The sequence below is a fragment of the Candidatus Villigracilis saccharophilus genome (assembly GCF_016711665.1).
Genome location: NZ_JADJSO010000082.1, coordinates 86,375 through 106,887, shown reverse-complemented (window position 1 = coordinate 106,887; position 20,513 = coordinate 86,375). Strand labels below are relative to the sequence as shown.

Sequence of the window (20,513 nt, the reverse complement as noted above, 5' to 3'; positions counted from 1 at the left end):
GGTGCGGAGCATTGCTCCGCACCTACAGTTTAATAAAAGGAACAAAAGATGAAACTACGAATCACCTTGTTGGCATTATCCGCGATATTGCTTGCGGCTCATTTTCTGCGGGCTTCCACCCCCATCCCCTTGCTGATATGTTTAGCTGCGCCATTCCTGCTGGTCATCAAGAAACGCTGGAGTCTGAGAACCATCCAGGCATTGACAATCCTTGGCGCGGTGATCTGGTTGTTCACGCTAAGCGATATTATTCAGCAGCGTGTTTTCGAAGGCCGCTCCTGGACCGTCTCTGCAATTATCTTATGCGTGGTTGCAGGTTACACACTTTTGACAGGCTGGTTATTGGAAAGCCCCATCGTAAAAGAAAAATATCCGTAAGTGATTGACGGCGGCGCATTGAGAGTAGTCTCTGTGTGCAATTCTATTTGACGGCCTTCGACGTTTGACCTTTGGCTTTCAACCAATTTCCCCATGATAAAATCCATCCCTATGACTCACGCAGAACAGATCGCATCCCAACTCAATGTCAAGCCTTCGCAAGTTACGGCTGTTATCAACTTACTAGACGAAGGCAACACTGTCCCGTTCATTGCACGTTACCGTAAGGAAATGACGGGCTCGCTCGACGACGAACAGATCCGAATCATTGCTGATGAACTCATCCGCCTGCGCGGACTCGACGAACGCCGAGTTTCCATCCTTGCTTCTATTGAAGAACAAGGCAAGCTCACTGACGAATTACGCGACTCGATCAATGCTGCTGTCAGCATGACCGCGCTCGAAGACCTGTATGCGCCGTATAAAAAGAAACGCCGCACCCGCGCCATGGTCGCCCGTGAAAAGGGGCTGGAGCCGCTGGCTGATCTTATTTTGAAACAAGCATCAGATTCCCCTGAGGAAATTGCAAAGAAATTCTTAAATGAGCAAGTCCCCAACATCGAAGAAGCCCTGCAAGGCGCACGTGACATCGTCGCTGAAATGATCAGCGAGAATGCCAACGTCCGCGCGGCGACACGTGAGAAGGCGCTCAAGTTTGGCAAAGTCCGCGTGGAAAGAATTAAAGACTCTGTCGATGAAAAAGCTGTCTACGAATCCTATTATGAATTTGAAGGCAACGTCAACCGACTTCTGCCGCACCAGATCCTCGCCATCACGCGCGGAGAAAAAGAAGGCGTTCTGCGTGTGCATGTGGATGTGCCTGAACGCGATTGGCTGAATGCCATTCAAGCTGAATTTGAAGAAGACATCATCAGTCCCTTCGCGGAACAGCTCGAACTCGCGATTCGAGATTCTGCTGAGAGATTATTGCTCCCCGCCATCGAACGCGATGTCCGCCGTGAAAAAGGCGAAGTCGCAGACAACCATGCCATTCAAGTCTTCGCCACCAACTTGCGCGCCCTGCTCGGTCAGGCTCCGCTTGCCAATCATGTTGTGCTCGGCCTCGACCCTGGCTTCCGCACAGGCTGCAAAGTTGCTGTTGTGGATGCCACTGGCAAGTTACTCGACACAGGAGTGATCTATCCGCACGAGCCGAAGAACGATTGGAAGGGTTCGATCAACACCTTGCAGGATATGATCAACCGCCACCACGTCACGCTCATTACCATCGGCAACGGCACCGCCTCACGCGAAACGGAGAGGCTTGCCGCTGAACTCGTAAGGGCGCAGCATGCTGCGCCCCTACAAACCAAATATCTCATCGTCAATGAAGCAGGCGCATCGGTTTATTCTGCGTCATCTCTCGCCCGCGCCGAATTCCCCGATCTCGATGTCACCATCCGCGGCGCGGTTTCCATTGCCCGCCGCGCACAAGACCCGCTCGCTGAACTCGTCAAGATCGACCCCAAGTCCATTGGTGTGGGCATGTATCAGCACGATGTCGATCAAACCGCGCTCACGCATGCCCTCGATGGCGTGGTCGAAAGTGTGGTCAACAAGGTCGGCGTGGATGTCAACACAGCCAGTTCCGCGCTGCTGACGCATGTCGCGGGCATCGGTCCCAAACTCGCCACCAACATCGTCACGCATCGCGACAGCAACGGACCGTTCAAGTCACGCGCCGCATTGAAGAAGGTCGCTGGGCTTGGCCCAAAGGCTTTTGAACAGGCAGCAGGCTTCATGCGGATTCGAAATGGGGCGAACCCGTTGGATGAATCAGCGATCCATCCAGAATCCTACGCGATAGCAGAATCCATTCTCGCTCGCGCTGCGCTGACAGTTGATTCGTCCATCCCAGACAGAATCGCCGCCTTGGAATCCCTCACCGCAAAGACCTCCCTCGAAGAGTTAGCCAAAGAATTAAACTGCGGCGTACCCACACTGAAAGACATCCTCGAGCAACTCGTCCGCCCAGGCCGTGACCCGCGCTCCGATACCCCCGCCCCCATCCTGCGCTCGGACGTGCTTAAAGCCGAAGACTTGCTGACAGGCATGCAGCTCAAAGGCACTGTCCGCAATGTAGTGGACTTTGGCGCTTTCGTGGATATTGGTGTGAAGCAGGATGGCTTACTGCACAAGAGCCAGATCCCGTTTGGCACGGTTTTGAAAGTCGGCGACATCATTGACGTTGAAATCCAAAAGATCGAAACCGAACGTGGACGTATTGGTCTGGGCTGGGTCAAAGCCTGAGAACATGCAGCTCCCTGATCCATTCATCACCACCATTCAAAATGTATTCAAAGAGGACGGCAGGAAATTTCTTGCCGTCCTTCCTGTATTGATCGAGGATGCATCGCAACGCTGGGGATTAAAGGATGTACAGCCTGTTTCAAATCTCTCCTATAATTTTGTGGCATTCGCAAAACGTGGAAATCAAGATGTCGTTTTAAAGATCGGTGTTCCCAATCCTGAATTGACTAGCGAGATGGCGGCCTTGAAGTTATTCAACGGGGATGGCGCCTGCCGTTTGCTTGAGGCAGATGAAGAACATGGCGCTTTATTATTGGAAAGGCTTAAGCCAGGTACGATGCTTTCTGAATTGAAGAATGACGATGAACGTACCCACATCGCAGTGGATGTGATGCAAAAGATTTGGAAGCCAGCGGAGATTCTGGAGTCTGGCAGCTTGCTGCCAGATGTGGAACAACAAGCTGTTCCACTCCAGAATAATTTCATAAAATTATCTAATTGGTTCGAAGCGCTGAAAAGCATACGCCCGCATTTCAACGGCGGGCCGGGACCATTTCCAAAAAAACTGTTGGGATATGTCGAATTTGTTTTGCCTGAATTATTTGCGGATAAAAATATAAAATTGCTTCACGGGGATTTCCATCATTTCAACATCCTATCCTCTGAACGCGGCTGGCTGGTGATCGACCCCAAGGGAGTCGTTGGACCTGCGGGCTATGAGATCGGTCCGCTCATGATCAACCCATGGAACAGCACTTCGGACAGAGTCAATTTTAGGGCGCAGACAGAGAGGCGGGTCAGCATCCTCGCGGAGAGATTGGGCTGGGAGCGCGAAATCATTCTTAACTGGGCAGCGGCTCATGCGGTCCTTTCCACATGGTGGGATATTCAAGACGGCATGGATTGGAAATATACAATGGGATGCGCACAGCTGTTTTTCGAAATAAGCAATGGATCAAACTGGTACAATTAAAAAATGTCCTCGATCACACTTCCCGCAGAATTTACTCTACATCGCAAATACACTTATAACCACACCAGCGCCGTCAAATGGATCCTTTCGCATTCGCGTCCATATCTCTGGATCATGGTGATGCTCGTCGTCGGAGCGATCGGAAACGCAGCTCTGGCGGCGTATGTGCCGGTATTGACCGGCGATGCGTTCAATGCGATGATCAAACTGCCGCCGGACACTTCGGTATTGTTGCCGCTGGCCATCACGATTGGCATTTCACAGATCATTCGCGGCGTGCTGCAGCTTGGGCGCAACTTCGGCGCAGAATTGATGGCGCAGTACATGGAACGCGACATCCGCGATGAGTTGTATCTTTCATTGCTCGGAAAAAGCATGACCTTTCACAATTTGCAGCCCGTTGGCGATACGATGGCGCGTGCGACGAACGATGTGCGCGAAGTGAACTTCATGTTCAACCCCGGCGTGAACCTGGTCGTCGGTTCGTTCATGTTCATCGTGATGCTGCTCATCGCCGCGCCGCGCTATCACCCGTCCCTTCTGATCACGCCCGTCATATTCACCATCATTTATTTTATTGCGCTGGTCGGTTATCTAAAAACTCTCTCACCCATCACCGATGAAGTGCGCGCGACCTTTGGCGACATGAACACACATTTATCCGAATCACTGGACGGCGTTGAAGTGATGAAAGGCGCCGCACAGGAAGGCTCGGAGGTGGACCGCTTCGTTTCCAATGCCCGCCGCGTGCGCGATGCCTTTGTGCGTCAGGGCGACCTCGAAGGAAGATATATTGCCATGTTGATCCTCGGCATGGCCTACGCGGGCGGACTTGTGCATGCGCTGCTGCTTTTCCGCGCAGGGACAATTGATCTCGGTGCTGTGGTTGGGTACTTCGGCCTCCTGCGTTTGCTGGAATTCCCGACTTTCACTTCGACATGGGCTTACTCCCTGATCTCTTCAGGTTTTTCCAGCTCACGCCGAATTTTGGAACTTATCAACAGTGAGACTTATCTCGACCAGAACGCATCCGGCCTGACCTCGAACATGCGCGGCGAAGTTGAGTTTCGCGGCGTCTCATTTGCCTACCCCAAAAGGCGAGCCTGTTGTTCAGGATATTTCATTCAAAATAAAACAGGGACAGACCGTTGCCATTGTCGGGCAGACCGGCGCGGGGAAAACCTCGCTGGCAAAATTGATCAACCGCACCTATGATGTCACAGCCGGGCAGGTCTTGATCGATGGCGTGGATGCGCGCGAATGGAATCTGGCCGCGCTGCGTTCGCAGATCTCGATTATCGAGCAGGATATCTTTTTGTTCTCGCGCTCCCTGAGCAACAACATCGCCTTCGGCAAACCGGATGCGACCAGGGAAGAGGTCATCGCCGCATCTGTAGCATCGCAGGCGCATGACTTCATTCAGGGCTTTGACCAGCAATATGACACGGTCGTCGGCGAACGCGGCGTGACCCTCTCCGGCGGACAACGCCAGCGCATCGCGCTTGCCCGCGCATTCCTGACCGACCCGCGCATTCTCGTGCTGGATGATTCCACTTCCGCTATCGACTCTGCCACCGAGGACAAAATTCAGCGCGCCATCTCCAACGCTGCGCGTGGACGCACCACCTTTATCATCACACACCGCCTGTCGCAGATCCGCTGGGCAGACCTGATCATCGTCATGCGCAAGGGACGCATCGCCGCCATCGGCACACATGATGAATTGATGAAGACCTCCGAGGCGTATTCAAGAATTTTTAGGGAATAACCCTTTCAACCGCAAAGAGGGCTAAGAAAAGATTAAAAGGGTTTCTTGGCGACCTTCGCGTGCTTAGCGGTAAAACAACTTTTTAGAAAATCGTAAATCCAAAATCAAAAATCGGAAATCAAAATGGGCTTCTTTGCCGGACTAAACGAAGAAAAATACGACCGTCAGTATACCGACCGTGAACTCACGCGGCGCATCGCTGACTTTTTCCGCACACAGGTCACACGGCTTGTGTATTCATCGATCATTATCATCATCCTCGCCTTCATCGGCGCGGCGCTGCCGGTGGTGGTCAGCCGCATGGTGGACTTGCTGCGCGAGGAACCAACTCCGCAGGCGATCGCCCTGGTGGGCGTCACCCTCATGGGAGTTGGAGTCGGCTTGTGGGGACTGAACTGGATTCGGCGGAGTCTGATCGTGCGCGCGGTCGGAGATGTTGTGCTTGACCTGCGCACGCGCGCATTCCGTGCCGCCGCCGAGCATGACCTCTCGTTCTACGATCAATTTTCCTCGGGGCGCATCGTCTCGCGCATCACCTCCGACACGAATGATTTCGGCCAGCTGGTGGTCATTATCACTGACGTTGTTTCTCAAATGATGCAGGCGCTGATCCTTGGCGTGGTGCTGTTCCGCACCGAGTGGCGTTTGTCCCTGCTCTTGCTGGCGTTCATGCCGTTCATTTTTGGCGTGGCGGCCGGCTTCCGCGCATTGGCGCGCATCGTTACCAAGCGCGGCATGAAAGCCATGGCAGATGTGAACGCCGCCATTAAGGAAACCATCAGCGGTATTTCCATCGCGAAAAATTTTCGGCAGGAAGAAAGTATTTTCAAATCGTTCGACGAATCAAATCAGCAGTCCTATCACGTCAACATCCGGCGCGGATTTGTGCTGGCGCTTGTCTTCCCGACGCTCAACGCGCTATCCGGGATTTTCGTCGGCGTGTTGATCTACGCGGGCGGCATGAGTGCGCAGCAGGGTCTGGTCAGCATCGGCGCGTGGTATTTATTTATTATGAGCCTCGACCAATTCTTCTTCCCAGTTCTGAATCTCACTGCGTTCTGGGCGCAGATCCAGTCGGGATTGTCCGCCGCGGAACGTGTCTTCGCGTTGATCGATGCCGACCCCAATGTCCTGCAAACTGAAAAACAGGATGTGCCGCGGCTCAAGGGCGAGATCAAGTTCGAGAATTTTGATTTCAGCTATTCGGATAAGGAACCGATCCTGACGAACTTCAATCTGGTCATACAACCCGGAGAGACTCTCGCCCTGGTGGGGCACACCGGGGCCGGCAAATCATCCATAGCGAAATTGATCGCGCGCTTTTATGAATTTCAAAAAGGGAATTTATTGATCGATGGCCGCGACATCCGTACGTTTGACCTGGGTCAATACCGCCGCCAGCTGGGGATCGTCTCACAAGTGCCATTTTTGTTCTCAGGGACGGTCATTGATAATATTCGTTACGCAGTACCGGGCGTGCCTGAAGAGCAGATGCTCAAGCTCGCCAAAAAGATCGGCGATGGTGAATGGCTTGAAACTCTGCCCGACGGATTGCATACCGAAGTCGGCGAGCGTGGGAACAGGCTCTCGATGGGTCAGCGTCAGCTCGTAGCGTTGATGCGTGTGCTGGTTCAGAATCCGGCCATCTTTATTCTGGATGAAGCCACCGCCAGCATTGATCCATTCACCGAGTGGCAGATCCAGCAAGCGTTGAATCTAATTCTCAAAAATACGACCAGTATCCTGATCGCGCACCGCCTCTCCACGGTCAAAGCCGCGGACCGCATTGTGGTCATGCAAAAAGGCGCCATCATCGAGCAGGGCAGCCATGACGGATTATTGACTCAAGGCGGGCATTATGCCGAATTGTATAATACCTACTTCCGTCATCAAAGCCTTTCTTATATAGAGCAAGTTAAGGATATGGTGGGGAAGTAAAGATTGGCAGGTCTTAAAGTTTGGATCGCATCGATATATGATAAATCCCCTGATGATGTTTTTACATTTTCAGGGGATTTACTTTTTGTTACAAATTTTCTCTTGAAGGGGGTTCCAGCAATTTTGCCAATTGGATCGCGCCTTCATTATCTGTCACTGCCAGCACTTCGTCGCCTTCTTCGAGTACGGAAGTGCCGCGCGGCAGGGTGATCTGCCCGTGACGGATGATGGCTGCGATCACACATTGATCTGGCAAGCCAAGTTTCTTGAGTTCCATGCCGATGGCCTTCGCACCAGGCGGGACTTTCTCCTCCACCACGGCATAACGTCCGCGGCGCAGTTTTAGCAGGGTCATCATATCGCCGAGCGACATTTCCTCCTGGATCAAATGCGCCATTACATCGGCCTGGTTGATGGTCTCGTCAACATGGAAGTTTTTGTCAAACAACCAGGCATTGCGCGGATTATTGATGCGGGCGATCGTGCGCCTGGTCTTGAACATGGTGCGTGCCAGATAGCACAACACCAGATTGGTGGCGTCGTCTTTGGTGCATGCCACAAGGACATTCGCTTTATCCAGTCCCGCCTGCTTTAAAACATTCGGGTCGGTCGCGATGCCTTCATAAATAACTTCCGTGGGGATTTCGTGATGCAAGAGCGCAAGCAACTCACGGCGATGCTCGATCAGGCGCACTTGATGGTTTTGATCCAATAATTGCGCGGCCAGTTGCGCACCGGTCCTGCCGCCGCCAGCAATAAAAACAAACATATTAAGCCTCCGTACCTTCCTGCAAACGTGCCTGCAGGGCTGTTACACCTTCCAATGTCGCGCTGACGGTGAGAATATCACCGCTTTTCAGGATCGATTCGGGGGAAGCCAATTCTGCGCGGCCCGCACGAGTCAGCGCGGCGACAATGATCGTATTTTTGCAGCCATCCAGCAGGGCCGAAACGGAACGATCCTGCCAGTTATCGGGAATGTACATTTCATATAATTCCACTTCACCATTTCCGGCAGAGAAGACCGCGCGGAAGGAGGCGTTGATCAACAATTCCTGCAAACGTTCCGCACCCCAGGCTGTGGAACTGACGATCTGCAAGCCAAATGCTTCAAGCATTTCACGCATAGCAGGATCATAGTTACGAACTAGCACCTGTTTTACCTGAGGATAATGCATGCGAATGGTATGCCCGATGACCGCGTTCATGGTGTCTGAGTTGGTAACAACAGCCACGCCGTCAGCGTGGTCCATATCGGTCCGTTTCAATGTGTCAGCGGAGAGGGCCTCCCCTTCGACCGTGCGGCCATGAAAATCAGAGTGGATGCGGTTGAAGGCGTCTTTGTTGCTGTCTACAACCACCACTTGATACCCATTTTTGTACAGGCGGTAGGCGAGCTCTGCTCCAACCCTTCCGCAACCTATAACAACAAATTTCATTTTTATGCTCCTTATTCCACGCCTTCTTCATGTACATGATAAGGCACGTTTGTGATCACGATACCGTGTTGATTTTTTAGTTGTTCGCGCAAAATATTGGCCGTGTTGGTATGCAGCGCGCCGGTCATGCGGTTGTCAGAAACAAATTCTGGCACCACGATCGTGATCGTTTCGCCGGGCTGTCTCTTTGCTGCGATCTCGGAGATATATCCCAAAATAGGTTCAATAAAGAGCCGATAGGGAGAATCCAGCAAGACCATGCGCACGCCTTCGCCCCAGGTCTCCCACTTTGCGCGGACTTTTTCAGCGTCAGATGGTTCGATCACGACATGTACTGCGGTCACATCGTCGGATAACATGCGCGCGTAGCGAAGCGCAGCCAATGTCCCCTGATGCACGCCGCTGACCGGCAGGATCACACGATGGCGCATGGTGTGTGGAGGAATCACTCCAAAATTATCGAGCGATAGTTTCTTTGCAAGATTATTGTAATGACGGTGAATGAACCAGAAACCTGTGACCAGGCTTGGAATGAGAATCAAAACGACCCACGCGCCGTCCTTGAATTTCGTGATCGCGAAAACCAACATTACGACAGCGGTGCAGATCGCTCCAAATCCATTGACGAGCATTTTTACAGGCCAGTCTTTCACGAAGCGCAGAGTCGAACCGCGTTCCACTTTCTCTTCGTCAGGTCTGAGTTTGCCGATCTTATACCAGCGCAACGCCATGCCGCCTTGTGACAGTGTAAAGGATAAAAACACACCGATGGCATACAAAGGAATAAGGCGAGTCACGCTTGCCTGGAAAATGATCAAGATGATGGATGCGATCAACGCCAAAGCCACGATGCCGCGCGAGTAGACCAGACGGCTTCCACGATAGGTAAGCTGGCGGGGAAGGAATCCATCTTTTGCAACCAGCGCGCCCAATCGCGGAAAATCTGCAAAGGCTGTGTTGGCCGCCATGATCAGGATGACAGTGGTTGCGCCGATCAACATAAGATACAAGGTGCCGCGCCCGCCAAAGATCGTGCGCGCCAATTGCGAGATCACAGTTTCACTTTCCGACGGAACCGCACCGATCATTTTGGTGAGGTATGAAATCCCCAGGAAGAGTGATCCCAGAATCAAAGACATCCAAATCAGGGTGATGCCTGCGTTCTTGCTGCGCGGTTCCTTGAAGGCAGTGATTCCATTTGAGATCGCCTCCACACCTGTCAACGCGGTGGTACCGCTGGCGAATGCATGCAGGATCAGGAATGGTGTCACTGTAGAGATGCCATGCGCGAGAAGTTCAGGCGGGTCAATGACCGTGCCAAGGGTGCCGGCAACAAATAAACGGAAAAGACCGGTTCCTACTGCAATGAACATCAATACTACAAAGAAATAGGTTGGAATGGCAAATGCCGTGCCAGACTCTTTCACGCCGCGCAGGTTCATTAACATGACGAACATGATAAATCCAACCGAGAGTACGACCCGGTAATCATATAGTTCGGGGAAAGCAGACACGATCTGCGCAACCCCGGACGCGATCGAGACTGAAACAGTCAGGATGTAATCCGTAAGCAAGGATGCGCCGGCGATCAGGGCGGGAAACTCTCCGAGATTATCCCGCGCTACGATGTACGCTCCGCCGCCGTCGGGATAGGCATGAATAGTCTGCTCGTAAGAGATCGTGACAATCGCAAGCAATATCACGATCGCAATGGAAATGGGGACCACAATCCCAAACGCCATCGTACCTGCCGCTGCAAGGATGACGAGGATCTCCTGGGTGGCATAAGCGGTGGAGGAAAGCGCATCTGATGCAAAGACCGCGAGCCCCACGGTTTTCCCAATGGTTTGGTGGGATGCATCTGCTGTAGATAAGGGACGACCGATAAACCAGGACCGCCAGTTTTTGGGTGGAACATAATCTGCAGTACGTTCAATAATGGATGTTTGTGAATTGTGTTCGTGATCGATCATAAATAACCAACTTATAGATAAAATAGATGTGCATTGCCCGTTTCAAGGACAAGGCTGGATTATAGTACGAATCCAGTTTTATGCGGGCTTGGAGTCTTTGGGTTGTATCAGGGGAATTTGTAAATAGAAAGTGCTGCCTTTGCCGATCACGCTGTCCACCCAAACACGTCCGCCATGATTGGCTGCGACAGAATGAACGATGGCAAGACCCAACCCAGAGCCATGCTGGGCGCGCGCTTCGCGTTGTTTGCCGCGATAGAATTTTTCGAACAAATGCGGCAAGTCATCCACTGCGATACCGATGCCGGAATCCTCAACCGCAAAAATTAAATAACCAGGCTGGGATGATGCGCGCACGATCACGCGTCCGTCATTGGGGGTGTATTTGATGGCATTTTCTACAAGATTATAGACAGCCTGATGTAAAAGCGCCTGGTCCGCTTCCAGGGCATGGGGCACATCCCTGGCAAGTTCCACGCTCAAGATAATATTCTTTTGTGAAGCCTGCAATTGCAGGGCGCTGGTCACCTGCTCAATGATATCCAGCACGATCACGTTTTCCACTTGAAGCCCAATCCCGATCTCAATGCGCCCCAGATCGAGCAGGTTTTTCACAAGCCGCGACATATTGTCCACCCCTTCTGTGATCTTCTGGACATATCCCTGCTGAGCTTCGTTCAACTCGCCGACCATTCCAAGCATGCTGGCGTATCCGCTGATCAAGGTGAGCGGCGACCGCAGGTCATGGCTGACCGTTGCCACGAATTCCGACTTCATTTTATCCAGTTCTTTGAAGTGGGTTACGTCACGCATGATACAGACGCGCCCGATCTGCCTGCCTTCCACGATCACAGAAGAAGCTGTGGCAAGATAGGTGCGTTTATCTGCCAGCATGATCTCTGTGGATTGTTCCTCGGTCGTGGCGCTCTGTAATAATGCCAGCAAAGGTTTTAGTTTTACAACTTTTTCAGTTTCCTGTCCGCTCGTTCTCTCAGCATTCTGCCCCAGGGCAACTGCTGCGGCGTGATTGGTAAGCAGCAAGCGGTTGCGATGATCGGTCACCAGCACCGGGTCTGTCGTTGAATTAAGGACCGCCTCCAACTGCCGTCGTGACGCTTCCACATTCATGTACAAATGCGCATTCGCAATTGCCAGCGCAGCCTGCCCCGCCAGCGTGGTCACAAAACGCACATCTGAATCAGGGAACACACGCGGTTGATCAAAACCAGCCCACACCACACCATAGTAGCGATTTTCATGACGCAGTGCCACAGCCAGCATGGCCAGCGGTTGCGGCAGATCCGGGTCAAGGTATAACTCTTGAGACTGACTCACCTCCGCTAACACGATCTTTCCCCTGTTTTGGGCAATAGCCAGTATCTGATCATCAAGATGAGTGTACATATCCTGGTTTACACCCAGGGCAAAACGCGAAGGCAATTCGATAAATGTATCTGGCAGGATACTGGGCGACAGGATAACACTCACTGAATTTGCTCCAGTGTTAAGGATCGCTTCCAGAACCGGTTTTACAGAATCCCGCATCTCAAGACTGGACGCCACATCCTGGCTGACACGCAAGAGACTATTGATCTCTTTCAGCCGCTCCTGCAAACTAGAACGCATTTGCTCGAACGCGCGGCGAAGTTGGCCGACCTCATCTTCGCCTTCCAATTGAAGCGGATGATCAAGATCTCCCTCCGCGATTCGGTTGGCTTCGATCGCAAGCCCTTGCAGGGAACCGGTTACCGCCCCCAGACCCACACGCAAAGAGATCATGGCTGCCAACGACAGAAAGATGATCATGAGCGAAAGCGGCATGGCAATATCCAATGCGATCTGCTGCGCCTGCTGCGCGGGAACCGATAATACAACCGCCCAGGGATGTCCGATGACCGGCTGATAATAAACCAATTGGCGGGTACCGTCCGCGGCTGTGTCATCGTAAAAAATCGCCTCGCTATGGCGCTCGTTCTTGAAAATCGTCAGTGGTTGTGAAATTTCTGATGAATAAATAATACGATTATTTTCATCCAGCAAAAGTCCCGTGCCGCCAAGATCACGCATATGATCAATGCTTTCTATGAGCGATAATGTCAGTGGATTGGTCTCCAATGTGGTACGGCCGATCAATACGCGCTGCACTTGCCCGGAAGAATCCAAAATGGCTGCCATAAAAGAAACACGCGAAGTAGCCACCGCTGAATTCGTCGGGATCGAATAGATCTGAGTCAGCACGCCATTGGAAGCCAGAGACATACCAGAGATTTCATCAGGATGCAGTCTTGGGCTTGTTCCATCTATTGTGTTTGGATAGTCCGCCACTAATGTTTTATCGTCCGCGTTCAAAACAAGGAGTTGATCAAAATATGGAAAGGTTTTGATCCGCGACCCGAGAAATGCCCGCAGCTCATCGCCGCCGGTATCCAGTAAGGGTGGTTCAGAAGCTAACTGCACGGCCAGATTCTGGCCGGTTTCAAGGAAGAAAGGCACACTCTGCGCGGCAAAATTCCCTGCGCTGGCAAGACGGTCTGCAAGCATCTCACGCGCTGCACGGCCTGCCACCACCCAATCTCCGATCAACAAGGTCACAAGCAGCAATAAGATAAATGTGCCCGCAGAAAAAATAAATCTTGATCGCAGGCTCTTTTCACCGGGCGATGGCTGCAAAGGTAATTTGCTTCCCCATAGATATGGGACCACCGAAGATAATATTTGAGCCGCCACCCCCGCCACAAGCATCTCAGCGCTGAATGCTAATGCAATAACGCTGGAGTTGCTTATTGCAAGGTCAAGCCTTGCGGTGACAGGCGCGGAAATATCCACACCCCATTGGGTAAATAATGAACTGATGATATGAAAAAAAAGATGTAGGGGAATCAGCAGCAAAACGCCTATAAGCGGCTGTCGAAGCCACCTGTATGCAGCTGTGCGGTATTGCTGACGATTATTGGCGGCAAACCACGCGCCCATCAGCGCAAATTCGAGGATCGAAAAGAAGGAATAAGTATCCCACACGCCGCGCAAAAGGCCGGCAAATGCGCCCAGCACTGCGCCGCCGATCGGGCCAAGCAAACCGCCTCCCAGGATCCAGGGGATGGCGGAAAAAAACATCAGCGCGGAGCCTGTTGCTTCGGCGGGCAGTCCGGGCAACGGTCGGGTTGAAGCGGATGTCAGTCTTAATCCAATGAACAGGCTGGTGATCGGGATCAAAATAAATAAAGCTGTAAAAATTCCCCACTCGCGTCTTGTCCATTCAGGCTGGTATACACGCCATGACGTCAGCGAGTACACCAATGCTCCGAGCAAAAGCACCCAAACAACCCAGCCTGCAAGAGTCGGCGGAGCAGGGAAGGCGATGCCTGCAATGAGCGTAAAAAAGAAATTCATTGTTTTGGATTATAGCCCCAAAATAAATTGGGCGTGTGGCTATAAGACTTTTTGGTTGGTGGAATATGCCCCGCGATATTTTTCAGGAAGGAGATCGGCCAGCGCCTGCATGATCTGCTGCGTCCCTGAATTAACCGCTTCCTGCCGCCCTTCATCCTGTCCGGTCAACTTGAATATTTTTCCAGCTTTGACATGCACCGCTGCGCGACGGAATTTTTTTAGCGCACCATATACGATTTCATTCTCGGTGCCGGTGATCGCAATCGGCAACACCGCCGCGCCTGATTTATACGCAAGGAAAGCCGCGCCGCCACTGCCCTCCTCCAATGCACCGGTGACGGAATACCGACCCTCGGGCGCGATGACAATCACCCGTCCTTCTGCAAACCCTTTCAGCGCGGCGCGCAAGGCTTTTGTATCGGCGCGTCCGCGATGTAGCCAGATCACACCATACCAATCTATTAATTTTCCGAGGATCGGGAGTTCATATAGTTCGATCTTTCCCAGCGCATCCGGCGGGATTGGCAAGGTTGAGATCAAGGCAAGCACATCAGAATCCCCAAGATGATTGATCACCACCAGCGCCGGACCCTGTGCCGGGAAATTCTCCATCCCCTCAACGGTCACATTTAAACAAATTTTTGCCACTAACTTGATCAGGCCGTGCGCGAATTTTCGAAAAATGCGGCGCGCACGCGTCATTTTTGGCAGACGCACCAGGTCTGGTTTCCATACCTCGCTAACCGGTTTGGGAATAGGTTGGTTCATTTATTGAGGAATTGCCTGACCTGCGTAAACGCCGTGATACTCTGCCGGCAGCAGCCCGGCAATATGATGCATGACCAGGTCGGCATTCTTCTGACGCGCTTCCCTGCGCTCGGCGCCTTTTTCTGTGATGGGCGGAAAGAAGATCGGCTTGCCAATCCGCATTTCAATGGGCGGTTTTTCGCCGCGTTTGGCACGCTGCCAGAAATCATCCAGCGTGCCCAGCAAGCCAACCGGCACGACCGGTACTTGCGCATGCTCGATAATGTAACCGATGCCCGGCATGGCTCGGCGCATGGCTGGTTCATGTGAGCGCCCGCCTTCAGGCGCGATCACGAGCGGGCGGCCGGCTTTTAGGATTGCCAGGATATTTTCAAGCAGGGCGCGGTCATATTCGCCGCGATGGACAGGGATGACGCCATACAAAGAAAGCAATGTCCCCTGTCCTTTTTTCTCAAATACATCCGCCGCGCCGATGACTTCAGGTTGCTCCGGCCAAAAGCAGACTGTCAATGGCGGGTCAAAGATGGAAATATGATTCATCGCTATTACATAGGGTTTCCCAAGCGGAACATTCTCGCGTCCCAGAACTTTCACACGCCCAAAAATATTAAATATTGTACGGATGCCAAACCGCAGATAGAGTCGGTGGAATTGAATATGAAGCGGAATGACGTATGGTTTCACTTGATTATTTACACAATGCCAGCACACGCTCGAAGACCTGAGCGGCGTCCATTTTGTCAGAGTCAATAATGACCGCATCATCGGCGGGGCGCAGCGGAGCAACCGCGCGCGTGGAATCGATGCGGTCGCGCTCGATCACTTTCTTGAGGATCTCATCGTAGTCGGCTTTCTCTCCGCGCGCAATGATCTCTTCATAGCGGCGTTTGGCGCGTTCCTCTGCGCTCGCATCCAGATATATTTTTATATCTGCTTCAGGCAGCACAACGGTGCCAATGTCGCGCCCGACCATAACAACCTTGCCGCGCATACCAATCCGCCGTTGATGATCGGATAATGCCTTGCGCACGCCGGCATAGGCGGAGACAACAGACACGTTCGCATCCACATCATCGCCGCGCATATCCCAGGTGACATCTTTTTCACCGATCAGCACGTCACAGGCGCGACCGTCATCTTTTGAAGGAGGTTGGATATCTATTTGGGCATTCTGCGCGAGCTCGGTGATCGCGGCCTCGTTATGCAGGTCCATATCATGCCGAAGCGCGATCCAGGTGATGGCGCGGTACATGATGCCGGTATCAAAAAAAAGATAGCCGAGCGAATCAGCGAGTGTTCTTCCGAGAGTGGATTTGCCCGACGCGGCAGGACCGTCCAGTGCAATGATCGAAATATTTTTTGTCATGTTTAGCCACACAGTCAACAGGATTTTTTATTCAGAAAGTTACGGTGTAATTGACGATCCTAAAAATAGATCATCACGCACCCAAAGGATGATCGTTTCACCAGACTGCGAAACATCACGCAAAGCAGTCCAGCGGACCCAATCCTGGGGCAGGAGATAATTCCAATCGGGAGTTTGCCGCCATGTAAAATCCTGGCCGCGATAGGATGCGGAAAGGAGCGGGTCATCTTGTAAAGGCGTTATAACAAAATCAGGCGAACTGGATATGTCCAGAGTTTCAGCGATAACCACTTGATGGTCGCGCAGAGTCCATTCAAGCGCGGCAGAGTTTACCCCGGCAATGATGACGGGACCGGCGTGATCATTGCCCAAGCCCCATTCAGACATTTCGCCGACGGTTTTTTGCAAAAGATCCGCCTGCATGGGAATGGATGGAGACCACCAAAGTTCCGGATGAGCCAGTCCGCGGAAGCCCGCCGAACCAAGTGCCCCGCCAAATCCAAGCACGCCCAGCGCAAGGGCCAATCCCCAAACTCCGCCGATGCGCGCAGTGCGGATGGACCAGCCAGCTGCGATCAACAGCAGGCTGAAGACCAGCAATAGCAACGCGCCGATCAACAACCAGAAGCGCATAATATATTCACGGGAGTTTGTGGCAACCCAGATCAGCCCTGAAAAATCGAGCCATGCGAAGGCCCATACAAACGCTGTCAAAAAGATCACCCCGAATATTTCAGCGCGTTCATCCTGGAAAATATAAACATTGCGGACAAGTTCCAGGGCGGCCAGCGCGCAGAGCGGAATCAGCGTCCATGCGAGATCGGTCACCTGGCGCGAGGGAAGGAAGACCGCCAGTAATAAAGAAACCAGAAACCAGACGCTCAAGGGAATGATGCGGGCGCTGCCATTTCGCCACCCGCGAATGACGGCGAATAGCGCCAGTAGAAGAGCCAGCGGTTGATAAACGAGCAGGGAAAGGAACACTCTGCCGGCGGACACATCAGACGGGATAAGCCAGCCATTGATAAAGGCTGGGATGGAAGCCAGCGCGGAACTTATCCCATTGGGGGCGATGAAGAAGAGTGTGCCGGCGGTGATGAAAGTGATGATGAGAGAAGTAGTCGAAAGCCGAAAGTCAAAAGTCGGGCGCTGATCCTCAACAACAGGTTGAGCGGGAACGCGCGTCTTTAATCCCTGCATGATCGCCCATGTGATCCCCAGTCCGAGCAGCCCGGCCCAGATGGATGGTCCGCCAAGCAGGGCGAGGGCGGCAAAGACACCTGCCAAACGCGGTTTATTCTGATCGAAGAAGCCCCAGGCGAAGATCAGGAAGGTGATCGCAATGATGGGACTCGCGGCCTGACGGGATAGGGAGATCAAACCCGGGTCGAGGGCAATGAAAAAGGCGAGGAACAAAGCCGGGCGGGGTTTGATCCGCCTCAAAATAAGCGGGGCAAACACTAGCAGGCTGCCTGTCAAAGCGGGAATAAAACGCGCGAGAAAATCTGTCCCGCTGCCATACAGGAAAAAAAGGATCGATGTTGAAAGGATATAAAAAGGGTATGGACTAAGTGCGGGCTTGAGCCCCTGCGCGATGTGCAGGGCTTGCATAGCCGGCGCAGCTTCGGCGTCGGTGAGAGGCATTGCGCCGAGTTGGATGAAGCGCAAGCCGATGGCGAGTAGAAAAGCCAGCGCATACAGCCAGCCTTCGCGTTTGAAGTGTGGGTGGTTCATGGGCGCAATTGTAATCGGTTTACATTGAGTTGATTTAAGAATCGGATTAATTACGGCACTTCGTAGATGACCGTTTCACCCTGCTGGAAAATAGGCTTGAGGTGCACTTGAAATTTCTCTTCGCTGACAGATCTGGATGCGCGTTCAAGAATACCGATATAAATATAACGGATATTATATTTCTGAATAATGATCTGCGCTTCCTCCCAGCGGGCGGTCGCATATAACTTCGAAATATCCTCGCGGCGGGAGCCTTGCGGTGCAAATGTGCCGCGCCACTGGGATTCATGACCGGGCCAGCCAAGCACGGTCTGTAAGCCGGTATGTGTCGAGATGCGCGCATAACCGCTGTATCCATCTCCGACCGCCTCGGCAATCACGCCATTTGGAACGGTTCGCAGGAATTCGATGGCGGCGGCTTCATCGGGATTTTCGCGGACGATGCGGTCAAAATCATCGAGCGTGTATCCATCCGCCGGCTTGAAATCATTTGTCTTGGTCAGCAAACTAAGGGATGGATATAACAAGCCTGAAAAAATAACCAGTCCGATCAAGATACGGAAGGTGATATTCGTCAGGCCGCGCAGGTGGACCAGAAGTACGCTCACACCAAACGCGGCGGCGAGACTCAATAACATCCACGCTTGATAATAGAACTTGAATACTGTATTAATTCGATAGCCAAATTGGTCGCGCAGATAAACGAACTCAGGGGCAAGGATGAGAACGATGCCTAGGGTGAGGATGAGAAGAATAAATTTATTTTCGATTTGCGGTTTTGGATTAACGATTTCGGATTGATCGTTTTCTGTTTCAGGTTTGCGATACCCAACAAACAAAAACGCCAGCGATGGGATCAGCACTGCAAGCAGGGTGATGAGACTTCCGATATAAGTTAATCTGCGCAGGGAAGTGGCGCTGATGAATTGAGCGGCGGTCATGCCTTGTGAGCTTAAAAAGTTCAGGACAAAATCCTTTTCAACGAAAGAACCGATCCAGCCGAGAGAGAAGGTAAGAAATAAAAGGAGAAAAGTGAAACCAAGCCCGAGTGAAAAACCGAGCTTCCAGTTGGGTTTGATTTTTGGATCAACAAACAGATAGATCAAATAGCCAAAAATGGGAAACAGTAGTGTGCCCCACATGACCCATAAGTGCATTCCGCGAGTGGGATACATGAAGTTGGGCAACAAGCCGCCTGCCTGGGATGAAAATCCCAAATAAAACGGAAAGTATAAGAGGATGGAAATAATTCCAAGCGGTATGGCAAACAGGAAAAGATCTTCAATTCGATCCCAGCGCCAGCCGTCTTCATTGGCACGCCAGAAAATATATGCGGCAATGATCAGCGTGGCACCGACGAGAATATCCCAGGTATTTAGAAATGCAAGTCCGCCAATGACAAGCGCGGAAAATAAAAAGCCTAGGATATTGATGTGCAGACGTGCTCCAAAAAAGTTTATCGCGCCGCGAAACCCGCCAAGATAAAGATTCAGCGCAACGGCAATGGCAAGCAAGCTAAATGGAATAGCCAGCACATGCGGATGCAGGTCACCAAGCAGGAAGGAAAAAAATGGAAATTCATCAATGACTTCGCGAAATCCGCCCACCATGTCGTAATCTTGAATGACACGTGAAGCCCGCCACCACCATAGATAACGGTCTGGCTGCCATTGAAACGGGAAGAATGGCGGCTGTGAGAGTTCCTTCATATCCAGCCATTTCCAGAATGAGCTGGAATACTCACCACTGGAATCTTTCACCCAGAACAATCCGCGGCGATGCAGGACTTCGAGCAAGGCTTCAAAGTTGGAGACGAGGAGCAGGAAGAGCGGAGCAAGGAGGGCCAGAAAGTGGACAGTGGGCAGTGGGCGGTGCGCAGTATCGTCTAGAGTCTGTGGTCTGCGGTCTCTCCTCGAAAGCAGATTATATAAAATCCCGTATGAGCCAATTGCGCCGAGGGCGAAGATGAGCGAAGTCATCAGGTTATGCGCCATACTGCCGGGAATACCGGAAACGCGCGCGAGCATGGCGGTCATGACATAGCCGAAGTAATAGTATGAAATGGCATAACCGGAGAGCCACGGGTCGTGTGGAGGAAACGTTGGCGAACGCAAAATCCCATTGATGAACGCCAGTTCCATTGGCTTCTCCGTGCTGGTCAATTCCGGGTTGGCAGAGCGGACAAAAGCCAGGAATGCGAAAGCGACAAAGAATAAAATTTCAGTTGTGAGGACGAGTGGAAGATTGGATTTTAAGAAGTTTACGGTTTCAGATTTACGATTTGCGAGTGACCAAATGCTTAATCCGATGATGAATGCGAGAGCCAGAAGAATTCCGCCCATGTCATTTTGCGCGACGCCGAGCGAGGCAAGCAGCCAGAAAACATATCCCCAGATCAGCAGACCTGCTGCGCGCGACAGGGTGTAGCCTCTGTCTGCCAGCGCGGGGAAAAGCGTGTACGCGAGCGGAAAGGTCAGCCAGCCAAGGAGCGTGAGGAAAATATACCAGACGAAGAATGCGGTCATGTATCAGTGAT

General features: G+C 52.3%; 15 protein-coding genes. 6 read left to right on the top strand and 9 right to left on the bottom strand.

Features of this window, described 5'->3' with window-relative positions:
* The first annotated feature begins 48 nt into the window (after nucleotides 1–48).
* The 6 genes from IPL17_RS26180 (at nucleotide 49) to IPL17_RS26155 (ending at nucleotide 7,307) form a co-directional block, all read left to right on the top strand.
* Entirely contained in the window at nucleotides 49–378 is a 330-nt protein-coding gene (locus tag IPL17_RS26180; RefSeq protein ID WP_345310034.1) for a hypothetical protein, read from the top strand.
* Between the two features lie 93 nt (nucleotides 379–471).
* Nucleotides 472–2,628, top strand: a complete 2,157-nt coding sequence (locus tag IPL17_RS26175) for a Tex family protein (protein ID WP_345310033.1) — start codon at nucleotides 472–474, stop codon at nucleotides 2,626–2,628.
* Nucleotides 2,594–3,601, top strand: a complete 1,008-nt coding sequence (locus IPL17_RS26170; RefSeq protein ID WP_345310032.1) for an aminoglycoside phosphotransferase family protein — start codon at nucleotides 2,594–2,596, stop codon at nucleotides 3,599–3,601. Before IPL17_RS26175 ends, IPL17_RS26170 begins: the two co-directional genes overlap by 35 nt.
* Nucleotides 3,602–3,604: 3 nt before the next feature.
* Entirely contained in the window at nucleotides 3,605–4,816 is a 1,212-nt protein-coding gene (locus tag IPL17_RS26165) for an ABC transporter ATP-binding protein (RefSeq protein WP_345310031.1), read from the top strand.
* The gene (locus tag IPL17_RS26160) at nucleotides 4,719–5,369 is read left to right on the top strand and encodes an ATP-binding cassette domain-containing protein (protein ID WP_345310061.1); all 651 of its coding nucleotides are present in this window, start codon (nucleotides 4,719–4,721) and stop codon (nucleotides 5,367–5,369) included. The genes IPL17_RS26165 and IPL17_RS26160 overlap by 98 nt, the downstream gene beginning before the upstream one ends.
* Before the next feature lie 123 nt (nucleotides 5,370–5,492).
* Complete coding sequence (locus tag IPL17_RS26155) at nucleotides 5,493–7,307, top strand: ABC transporter ATP-binding protein (protein ID WP_345310030.1); 1,815 nt, start codon at nucleotides 5,493–5,495, stop codon at nucleotides 7,305–7,307.
* 88 nt (nucleotides 7,308–7,395) lie between these two features.
* On the opposite strand, the gene IPL17_RS26150 is transcribed toward IPL17_RS26155, so the two are convergent.
* From IPL17_RS26150 to IPL17_RS26110, 9 genes are all read right to left on the bottom strand, one after another.
* Nucleotides 7,396–8,076 (bottom strand): NAD-binding protein, encoded by a 681-nt coding sequence (locus tag IPL17_RS26150; RefSeq protein WP_345310029.1) that lies wholly within the window; start codon nucleotides 8,074–8,076, stop codon nucleotides 7,396–7,398.
* Between the two features lies 1 nt (nucleotide 8,077).
* The gene (locus IPL17_RS26145) at nucleotides 8,078–8,746 is read right to left on the bottom strand and encodes a TrkA family potassium uptake protein (RefSeq protein ID WP_345310028.1); all 669 of its coding nucleotides are present in this window, start codon (nucleotides 8,744–8,746) and stop codon (nucleotides 8,078–8,080) included.
* A gap of 11 nt (nucleotides 8,747–8,757) precedes the next feature.
* A complete protein-coding gene (locus IPL17_RS26140) occupies nucleotides 8,758–10,719 on the bottom strand; it encodes an APC family permease (protein WP_345310027.1) in 1,962 nt (653 codons plus the stop codon).
* Nucleotides 10,720–10,797: 78 nt separating this feature from the next.
* Complete coding sequence (locus IPL17_RS26135; protein ID WP_345310026.1) at nucleotides 10,798–14,109, bottom strand: ATP-binding protein; 3,312 nt, start codon at nucleotides 14,107–14,109, stop codon at nucleotides 10,798–10,800.
* A 39-nt stretch (nucleotides 14,110–14,148) separates the two neighbouring features.
* Complete coding sequence (locus IPL17_RS26130; RefSeq protein ID WP_345310025.1) at nucleotides 14,149–14,877, bottom strand: lysophospholipid acyltransferase family protein; 729 nt, start codon at nucleotides 14,875–14,877, stop codon at nucleotides 14,149–14,151.
* Nucleotides 14,878–15,561 (bottom strand): lysophospholipid acyltransferase family protein, encoded by a 684-nt coding sequence (locus tag IPL17_RS26125; RefSeq protein ID WP_345310024.1) that lies wholly within the window; start codon nucleotides 15,559–15,561, stop codon nucleotides 14,878–14,880.
* 4 nt (nucleotides 15,562–15,565) lie between these two features.
* Nucleotides 15,566–16,243, bottom strand: coding sequence for a (d)CMP kinase (cmk, locus tag IPL17_RS26120; RefSeq protein WP_345310023.1), 678 nt, complete (start codon nucleotides 16,241–16,243; stop codon nucleotides 15,566–15,568).
* A gap of 39 nt (nucleotides 16,244–16,282) precedes the next feature.
* Nucleotides 16,283–17,977, bottom strand: coding sequence for a hypothetical protein (locus IPL17_RS26115; RefSeq protein WP_345310022.1), 1,695 nt, complete (start codon nucleotides 17,975–17,977; stop codon nucleotides 16,283–16,285).
* A gap of 50 nt (nucleotides 17,978–18,027) precedes the next feature.
* Nucleotides 18,028–20,502, bottom strand: coding sequence for a DUF2298 domain-containing protein (locus IPL17_RS26110; RefSeq protein ID WP_345310021.1), 2,475 nt, complete (start codon nucleotides 20,500–20,502; stop codon nucleotides 18,028–18,030).
* Nucleotides 20,503–20,513 lie beyond the last annotated feature (11 nt).